Genomic DNA, 9,393 nt, shown 5'->3' with positions numbered 1-9,393 from the left:
CACCGCCATCAGCGCCCCGACCAGGATCCCTCAGCACCGTGATCCCCGCCATCCCCCCGCGTGGCGGGCGACCATGCACCGCTCTACGGCCACGCATGCCAGCATTCGGGGTTTCTGGAGGCGTCCAGCTTCTGTCAAAAAACGGGCTACGGCCTTTGGCGTGCATAGGCCTTAGTTCCAATACAGGCGTCTCGGGTCGCGCATAGATCATGTTGGTCAGCCCGGAGCCGTGCGGCGAAACGATGAGGCTCGCCTCCGCGAAGGTCCGGGCCTGCTCCTCGAATGTCAGCTCCGAGGCAATGACGATCCGGAAGCCGCGGGCGGCCAGGGCGGCGCAGACATCAGCCTCGTTACCGACTGGGCGAAACTTCGAATCCTGCCGAGACAGATAGACAGGGTACCTCGCAGCCGCGTCCTGCACGCCCACACGCGCATGCGCTGCCGAACGCAGCCGCTTAAGTGCCCTCGCGGTAGCAGGGTGCAGCCACGTCCGGAACAGCGAATGGGTCAGCACGAAACCCAAAGCGGTCCGGTAGGCAGGCTCGGTCAGTTCGACAACGGGCTTCCCCGGGTCTCCCCACAAATCCACCGAAGCCCGTTTGAAGCCCTGCAGCCGCGGGACCCCTATCGCACCGACGCTGCCGGCGATGGCGCCGATGACGTCCAACTGCGTCAGCGCCTCCGTATGCCAGTGCGTATAGTTCTGGTGGAAGCGCGGATGCACGAACAATGTCCCCTCCGGCACCCAGGCAGCTTGTCGGATCCGATCCTGAACCGCGCCATTCAGGGTCAGCCCGTCCTGTTGGCTGTCAATGAACCCGCCGAGCGACCGCACGTCGGAGTTGTACTCAAGCTCGTCACAGACAAGGAAATTCTTGAAGATCGGCACGCTATGCTGCGTCGTGAATACGCAGCCAGGCAAAGCGATGAGGTCGATCTCTGGTACCCAATACCATTTCTGGCCGATCAAGGCTGGTATGAAGGCCGCGGCGGCCGAGGTATTTCCGGCAATTCCCAGCGGTTCGCGATACTTGACGATACCGTCACGCGCGATGGTTAGCCGGCTGTAGTTGCCCGCACGCGCTGCCGTGACAAGCTGGTTCAGCGATCCGGTCCGCTGGATGCTGCGCCAAGGTACGCGGTGAAGTCTCATGCGAGCCGGCGCCGTCCTCTCAGGCCGGCATGGAGCCGGGGACGGCGCGCAGGGCGACGTCGAAGTGCCCCTGCTCCTGCCACGCGAAGAACTCGAAACGCCAGTTGTGGTCGATCGCGAATTCGTTGACGGCCCTCATGACCCCATACGGAAGCAGTTCCCGGTGCGAAAAACAGCAGTAATCATTGAATACGAGGAACCCGCCGGACTTCACGCATCCGACCGCTGCCGCGATGTCGCGACGCACGCCTTCGTAACTGTGATCGGCGTCGATATAGATCCAATCAAAGAATTCAGGAGGATATGACTTAAGAATCGTGGAACTGTCGCCCTCACGCAATACGACTTGGCCCGCCTCGATCGCCGGCTGGAAATGTGCGTGGTCGAACACCTTGAAGCCGCGATCGACAATATGGAGTTCACGCGGGCGCGCGGATTCCAGGAGCCATTTCGCGAATGTGCCATGCATGCTGCCGACCTCGGCGATGCGTCCACCCTTGGGCAGGTGCCGGTCGACCAGTTCGTAGCGGTGCGATACGAACCGACAGCGCTCGAGGAGATGCGGGGGTGGAAGCCGGGCGTTGACGAAAATGGCATCCGGTCCTGTCGACCAGGGTTCAAGTTCCCGGATCCAATCGGCGCGAAGGCTGTCGATATAGGCAAGTTTCTCTGCGGCCGTCCGCCGTCGGGGCTCAGACATCGCTTCCCTTTCTCCTGCCGCGCATTGCAGTGCCGGCGCGGCCCCGTTCTCGTCGTCGCACCTGTTGGCCGCCTCCTGCGCGTCCAGGTCGCGCGACGCCGCCGTGGGATGCAGGCCGGGCGCCAGGCGGATGCCCAACCGCGCCAGGCAGTTTCCCCAGGCCTCCACGTCGCCACGCCAGTCGCCGCCATCCGCCTCCGGTATCTCGACGCCGATCACCCCTGGCGCCGTGCCGCTGAGCCGGCCATTGACGACGAGCAGCACGAACTCCGCCTGCGCGAAACGCGCGCGCAGCGCATCGGCCAGGGCAGCAGCATCGGCCGTTCCGTCGCGGCCGCGGTCTTCGGATGGGACCTCGCGCACGAAAAGAATACGCTCGCCCGGGCGATCCATGGCGCGAAAGCGATGCACCAAATGCTCGGTGCGCCGACGCGGCCGTTCAGTGAGATCGCGAAAGTTCTCGGCTACGGGCTGCCCCGGCTGCGACCACTCCCTTGGGAACTCGTGATGCAGCCACACGCCATAGTCGATACTGCGGACGCTGGTGTCCTGCCAATCGCGCGCGAGAAGCCGGGTGTCGTAGAGCCGTTCGACATCGAACGCTTCAAGCAGAGCGATAAGGCCGCGGGTTGGCGTGATCCACCAATCGAAGGGATAGGCCGTGCTAAAGTTCAGGTGACGCCTCAGGTTGTATGCCACGCGGCATGCGGCGCCGAGAGACACGACTTGAGTGAACGGCCGTCGCAGAACATCGACGGGATCTACACTGCACGCTTCCAACGCTGTCCATCTCCGCGCGCCGGGCACCGTGCTTGCGCCAGGTTGATTTCGCAAGTCCCGGGCTTCCGCGGGTCGTTGGTTTCGAGATAATCGGGGCCTGGGAGAGGGTCGCAGGCACCGCAACCCGTCAGACACCGATGGATGGAGCGGCAATGACAGCCACGGCGGCGGCAGTTGAGGACGAAGCGATCGATGCGCAGGCCATCCGCACGCTGCGCGCCGAAGTCGCCGAGCTCCGAGCCCGCCTCGACTCCTACGAACGCATCCTGCAGCTCCGCGACGCCGCCCTCGACGCCGCACCCACCCCCGCTCCGCCCGCCACCCCGCAAGCCGCCCCGCAAGCCGCCCTCCCCCTGCCCGACCACTTCGACATCGCCGCCGACCAGCTTCTCCCCATCCAGGACGGCTTCTACCAGCTCGAATGGGGCCCCGAGGGCGCCTTCCGCTGGACCGGCCCAGGCCACGATGTCGGCTTCGAGGCATGGCTCGACCGCAGCGTGCCGCTCGTCGCCACGCTGCGGCTCTTCCATTTCGGCACCCCGGCCAATGCGAAGGAACTCGTCCTGGAGGTCGACGGCGCCACCTACGCGCTCTCGCGCGACGGCAATGATAAGATCCTGCGCTCCGAGCCCATCGCGCCCCGCCCGGGCGATGGCCCGACATGCCTGACCCTGCGCGTGCCGCACCTGCATTCCCCGGCGGCCCGCGGCGCGGCCGACCGGCGCGTGCTCGGCGTCGCCTTCCAGCGCCTGCGCGTCGAACCGGCCTGAGGGAAACGCACCGCATGGCCGCGCCCGCCCGCCGCATCGCCGCGGCCATCTGCACCTACGAACGCTACGACCTGCTGCCGGGCGCGATCGACTCCGCCCTCGCCCAGTCGCTGCCGCACAGCGACTACCAGGTCATCGTGGTGGACAATTCGCCCGACCCCGAACGCTCGGCCCGCGAGGCCGCGGCCTTCGCGCATCACGACATCCTGATCTGGCACCACGAACCGCGCCCCGGCCTGTCGAACGCGCGCAACGTCGCCGCGCGCCTCGCCAGCGCGCCGCTGATCGCCTACCTCGACGACGACGCCCGCGCCGATGCCGTCTGGCTTGAGAACATCGTCGGCTGTTTCGACCAGTTCGGCCCGGCAGTGCAGGTGGTGGGCGGGCGCATCCGTCCGTGGTGGGGCGCCCCCCGGCCGGCCTGGCTTGCGGACGAGATGCTGGGCGACATCACCGTCATCGACCACGGCCCGGAGCGGCGCCTGCTGCGCGAGGGCGAATGGGTCGCCGGCGCCAACATCGCCTTCCGCATCCCGGCCCTGCAGGCGGCGGGCTGGTTCGACACCTCGCTCGGGCGCACCGGCAGCGGCGCGAGCCTTCTCTCGGCCGAGGAGACGGCGCTCACCGACCGCATCAGGACGCTGGGCGGGCAGGTCGCCTATGACCCGCTCGCGGCGGTCGACCACTGGGTCGATCCTGAGCGGCTGACGCAGCGCTGGTTCCGCCGCCGCGCCGCCTGGCAGGCGGTGTCCGACTACCTGCGCGACCCCACGGCGCGGCTCGCGCAGCGCGACAAGTCCTGGGCCGCGGTGAAGGGCTTCCTGTTGCAGTGCAACCCGGCCGATCGCACGCTGCGCGGGCTCGCCCTCGAAAAGGACGGCTCCGCCGAGTTCCGCTGGCAGGTCTCGGCCGTCTACAATGCGGTGAACGCGCTGCTCGCCGGCCTCGATGAGCGCGATGACCTCTGATCCGCCGGGCGGCTCCTGGGAGGGGCTGCGCGTCCTGGTGCTCTCGCCGGTGCCGACCTGGCCGGTCACGCTCGGCAACCGCAACCGCATCGTCCAGGTCAACCGCGCGCTGCAGGCCGAAGGCGCGCGCGTCGCGCTGCTGCACTACCCCTCCGACGAGGAATGGCGCGTGCGCCTGCCCCGCGCGGCGCTGGCCGAGATGGGCCGGCAATGGGAGGAGGTCTTCACCTGCCCCGTCACCCGCCCGCTGCACACGCGCCCCTCGGAGGGCGAGGACCACGCCGCGGACGACTGGTGGGACCCCGCGATTGGCCAGATGCTCGACTGGCTGTTCAAGGTTGGGCGCTATGACGCGCTGGTGGTGAACTACACATGGCTGTCGAAGGCGCTGGAGCACGCGCCGGCCGGCGTGCTGCGCATCCTCGACACGCATGACCGCTTCTCGGACCGCCGTGCGCTGCTGGCCGCGAACGGCCTGTCCCCGGAATACTTCCACACCACGCCGGAACAGGAACGCCTCGCGCTCGATCGCGCCGACATCGTCTGGGCGATCAAGGAGCAGGAGGCGGAGTTCTTCCGCACCCTTACTGCGCGCCCGGTCAACACGCTGCTCCATGCCGAACCCGTGCGGCCGCTGCCGGCACCCGCCCAGCCGGACGGCGTCCTGCGCCTGGGCATCGTGGGCGGGCGGAACAACATCAACGCCAGCAACATCCGGGCCTTCCTGAAGGTCGCGGATGCCTACCTGCGCCGCACCCTGCTGCCGATTGAGATCGTTGTGGGCGGGTCGGTCTGCGACCTGCTGGAAGGTCTGCGCCTGCCCTATCTGCGCCTGCTTGGGCGCGTCGAAGAGATGGACGAGCTCTACGGCCAGGTCGATGCCGTGCTGGCGCCGCTGACCTTCTCGACCGGGCTCAAGATCAAGGTCGGCGAGGCGCTTTCGCGCGGCAAGCCGCTGATCAGCCACGCGCATGCCTTCGAGGGCTACGTCCCCACCCACCCCTTCCACGAATGCGCCGACTTCGAGGCGATGATGCGCGCCATCCATCGCCTGGTCCGCGACCCCTCCGCGCTGGACGCGTTGGCCGAGGCATCCCGGCGCTCGGTCGAGCAGGCGCAGGCCGGCATCCTGGACACGCTGCGCGATGCCGGGCAGCGCGCCGGACGGCTGCCACCCTCGGTGATCCTGTCGCTGCGCTTCGACCAGGCGCGCATCGGCTCGCTCGGCTTCGACCACCTGCTGGATGCCGCGCGCTACGCCGGCGTCCGCGCGCCCGTCGTGTTCCACTTCGTCGGGGATCCGACGCAGGCGGACCCTGCGGCGCTGCGCCTGCTGGCAGCGCGCGGGCGCGCCGTGGTGGACCCATGCGCCGCCCCCCTTCCGTCCGAGGTCGCGGGCATCCTGTTCGACGATGCCAGGCCGCGGCTGGCGACATTGCCCGCAGTGCTGGACGACCCGCATCTGATGGCCTGGTTCGCCGCGCTGCCGCCCGAACCTTTGCCGGGACCGGTCAGGACGCGGCTCGGCACCTGCCACATGGGGGCGCTCTCGCTCGATGGCGGTCTGCCGGACCCGACGGATCTCGCCGCGCTGGCGCGCGCCTTCCCACGCTTCCTGCTGCTCGAGAAAGCGCCGACGCGCGCCGCGGCGGCGGTGATGCGGGCCGCGCACGCCGACCGTGCCTCGGTGCCACTGCTCTGGCGGGGCGAGGAAAGCCGCCTGCTCACAGCGCTCCGCGGCGCGCCCCCCGGCCCGGTGGCGCTCATCTGCGAGGACGCGACCGCGCGCGAGGTGCTGCCGGTGCTGGCCTGCCTGACCGGCATGTTAGGCCGCGAGGTCACGCTGTTCTGCCCCTCCCCGCCCGCCCCCCGGCATGGCCGGCATCCGGCCCGCTGGGCGTGCGCGCCGAGGCCGTTCGCGTCGCCCCGATCGAGGCCTTCTTCGCGCCGTCCAGCTGGGCCACCCGGCGCCCCGCCTTCGTGGTGGAGCACGGCCGCCCCAGCGCCACCCTGCCGGCACGCGAGGTCGCGCTGCGCGCGGGCATCGCGCATCTGCGCTTCGGCGATCCGGGCGCGCCGACGGTGGTCTCGACCGCGCCGGCCATGTCCTATCGCACCCGGGGCTTCGTTTCGACCGCGCTGGTGCGGTCGTTGCTTCACCGGCGCGACGGCGCCGTGCCGCCCAACACCGGCGCGGCCGAGGAATATGGCCGCGACGCCGGCTGGGCGCGGCTGTGGGGCGAACTCGGCCGGCTGGCCGCGGCCTGAGGCCCGTCGGAGAACGGCTTTCCGCGCGAAGGGCTTGCCGGCCCAGGATCGACCCAGGCAGCACCGGAAGCGGCTATTCCCGCATTTCGCTTTCGCGCGCCCCCAACCCGTGGCACTTGATGCTCCGGAAAACGCCATCGACGGAGGGTGCCCATGTCCGCCCCGAACTGGACCAACCCCGAGACCATCGCGCTGCATGCCGGCTGGCGGGCGGATCCCTCCACCGGATCGGTCGCGGTGCCGATCCACCAGACCACCTCCTTCCAGTTCCAGGACACCGGGCATGCGGCCCGGCTCTTCGGCCTGGCGGAGCTGGGGAACATCTACACCCGCATCATGAACCCGACCGTGGACGTTCTCGAGAAGCGCGTCGCGGCGATGGAAGGCGGGGTGGCGGGTCTCGCGCTGGGCTCAGGCCAGGCGGCGACGACCTTCGCGGTGCTGAACCTCTGCGAGGCCGGGGACAACATCGTCAGCAGCACCGACCTGTACGGCGGCACCTGGAACCTGTTCGCGAACACGCTCAAGTCGTTCGGGATCGAGGTGCGCTTTGTCGACCCGGCCGACCCCGAGGCCTTCGTGCGCGCCACCGACGCCCGCACCCGCTGCTGGTATGCCGAGACCCTGCCCAACCCGAAGCTGCAGGTCTTCCCGATCGCGGAAGTGGCCGCGCTGGGGCGCAAGATCGGCGTTCCGCTGATCATGGACAACACCGCCGCGCCGGTTCTGTGCAAGCCGCTGGCGCTGGGCGCCGCCATCGTCATGCATTCCACGACGAAGTGGATCGGCGGGCATGGCACCAGCATCGGCGGCATGGTGGTGGATGGCGGGAATTTCGACTGGGAGGCGCATGCCGAACGCTTCCCCACGCTGAACAAGCCCGACAACTCCTACCACGGCGCGGTCTGGACGCAGGCGGTCAAGCCGCTCGGCCCCATCGCCTACATCATCCGCATGCGGGTAATCCTGCTGCGCGACCTGGGCGCGCCGATGGCGCCGATGAATGCCTTCCTCACGCTGCAGGGGCTCGAGACGCTGCCGCTGCGCATGGAGCGCCATTGCGAGAATGCGCTGCGCGTCGCCGCGCACCTCGCGCAGCACCCGGCCGTGGCGAAGGTGATCCATCCCTCGCTGATGACCGGCGAGGCAAAGCGGCGTGCGGATGCCGCGCTGCGCGGGGGCTACGGCTCGCTGATGGGCATCGAGCTCAAGGGCGGCAAGGAGGCCGGGCAGAAGTTCATCGAGGCGCTGCGGATGTTCTACCACGTGGCGAACATCGGCGACGCCCGCAGCCTCGCCATCCATCCCGCGACCACGACGCACAGCCAGTTGAATGAGCAGGAGCAGGCGGCGTCCGGCGTGACACCCGGCTACATCCGCCTATCCATCGGCATCGAGCATATCGACGACATCCTGGCCGACCTCGACCAGGCGCTGGATGCCGCAACCGGTCCCTCGATGAAGGCCGCCGCGGAATGAACGCCGACCGCCGCCAGGGCGCGCCCTTCACCATCGAGGCGCCCGACGCCCAGGGCGCCTACCCCACCGTGCGGATGCGCCGCAACCGCCGCGACGCCTGGACGCGCCGCCTCGTCGCCGAGAACACGCTGTCGGTCGATGACCTGATCTGGCCGATCTTCGTGATCGAGGGGACCAACGAGGAACGCCCCGTCGCCTCGATGCCCGGCCAGATGCGCGTGACCGTCGATCGCGTCGCGAGGCATGTCGAACAGGCCGCGAGGCTCGGCGTTCCCGCCATCGCGATCTTCCCCGCCACGCCGCCCGAGGCGAAGGACGCCGAGGGCACCGAGGCGCTGAACCCCAACAACCTGATCTGCCGCGCCGCGCGGGAACTGAAGAAGCACTTCCCCGAGCTCGGCCTGGTCGGCGACGTCGCGCTCGACCCCTACACCGACCACGGCCATGACGGCGTGATCCGGGAGACGCGGACCGGCGACTACGTTCACAATGACGACTCCGTCGCCATCCTGGTGCGCCAGGCGGTGAACCAGGCGGAAGCAGGCATCGACGTGATCGCGCCATCCGACATGATGGACGGGCGCATCGGCGCGATCCGCAGCGCGCTGGATGGGCAGGGCTTCATCGACACGCGCATCATGTCCTACGCGGCGAAGTATGCGTCCGCCTTCTACGGCCCGTTCCGCGACGCGCTGGGCTCGGGCAAGGCGCTGCGCGGGGACAAGAAGACCTACCAGATGGACCCGGCCAATTCCGACGAGGCGCTGCGCGAAGTGGCACTCGACCTCGCCGAGGGGGCGGACATGGTCATGGTCAAGCCAGGCATGCCGTACCTGGATATCGTGCGCCGCGTGAAGGACCGCTTCGCGGTGCCGACCTTCGCCTATCAGGTGTCCGGCGAATACGCGATGATCATGGCCGCGGTGCAGAACGGCTGGATCGAGCACGAGCGCGCGATGATGGAGAGCCTGATGGGCTTCAAGCGCGCCGGGGCGAATGGCGTGCTGACCTATTTCGCCGTGGAGGCCGCGGCGCGGCTGCGCCATGGCTGACGCCCGCGCGCCGGAGGAGGTGCTGCGCCGGCCCTGGCACGGCGCCTCCGACCGCGCGGATTCGCCCGAGGTCCAGGCCATCCGCCTGCACCGCGCGGAAGTCGAGGCGCTGATTGCTTATCGCCGCACCGCGCCGGGATCGCCGGACCAGCCACGCGCCTGGCGGCGGCTGGCGGCGCTGCGGGAACGGCGCGTCGCACTCATGCCGGCCGGCAGCGCGGCG

The 9,393-nt window shown here is 69.2% G+C and carries 7 protein-coding genes and 1 pseudogene; 6 read left to right on the top strand and 2 right to left on the bottom strand.

Annotation, left to right across the window (positions count from 1 at the left end):
* Positions 1-1,153 (bottom strand): glycosyltransferase family 61 protein (locus HW578_RS18185; RefSeq protein ID WP_198372073.1); only part of this gene is annotated, 1,153 nt, incomplete at its 3' end.
* A 19-nt stretch (positions 1,154-1,172) separates the two neighbouring features.
* Positions 1,173-2,552 (bottom strand): class I SAM-dependent methyltransferase, encoded by a 1,380-nt coding sequence (locus HW578_RS28465; protein ID WP_198372072.1) that lies wholly within the window; start codon positions 2,550-2,552, stop codon positions 1,173-1,175.
* A 233-nt stretch (positions 2,553-2,785) separates the two neighbouring features.
* On the opposite strand from HW578_RS28465, the gene HW578_RS18175 reads away from it, so the two are divergent.
* The 6 genes and pseudogenes from HW578_RS18175 to HW578_RS18155 form a co-directional block, all read left to right on the top strand.
* Entirely contained in the window at positions 2,786-3,403 is a 618-nt protein-coding gene (locus HW578_RS18175; protein ID WP_198372070.1) for a hypothetical protein, read from the top strand.
* A 14-nt stretch (positions 3,404-3,417) separates the two neighbouring features.
* A complete protein-coding gene (locus HW578_RS18170) occupies positions 3,418-4,371 on the top strand; it encodes a glycosyltransferase (RefSeq protein WP_198372068.1) in 954 nt (317 codons plus the stop codon).
* Positions 4,352-5,422: pseudogene (locus HW578_RS27895) on the top strand (glycosyltransferase); the annotation flags it as partial. The gene HW578_RS18170 and the pseudogene HW578_RS27895, both read left to right, overlap by 20 nt.
* A gap of 1,370 nt (positions 5,423-6,792) precedes the next feature.
* The gene (locus HW578_RS18165; protein ID WP_198372067.1) at positions 6,793-8,118 is read left to right on the top strand and encodes an O-acetylhomoserine aminocarboxypropyltransferase/cysteine synthase family protein; all 1,326 of its coding nucleotides are present in this window, start codon (positions 6,793-6,795) and stop codon (positions 8,116-8,118) included.
* The gene (gene hemB / locus HW578_RS18160) at positions 8,115-9,170 is read left to right on the top strand and encodes a porphobilinogen synthase (RefSeq protein ID WP_198372065.1); all 1,056 of its coding nucleotides are present in this window, start codon (positions 8,115-8,117) and stop codon (positions 9,168-9,170) included. Before HW578_RS18165 ends, hemB begins: the two co-directional genes overlap by 4 nt.
* A partial coding sequence (locus tag HW578_RS18155; RefSeq protein WP_198372063.1) for a hypothetical protein occupies positions 9,163-9,393 on the top strand: 231 nt, incomplete at its 3' end. The genes hemB and HW578_RS18155, both read left to right, overlap by 8 nt.

The sequence above is a fragment of the Roseomonas rosulenta genome, from assembly GCF_016106005.1.
Taxonomy (GTDB): Bacteria; Pseudomonadota; Alphaproteobacteria; order Acetobacterales; family Acetobacteraceae; genus Neoroseomonas; species Neoroseomonas rosulenta.
The sequence above is the reverse complement of the archived record's forward strand: the minus strand, read 5'-3'. Positions and strand labels throughout refer to the sequence as shown.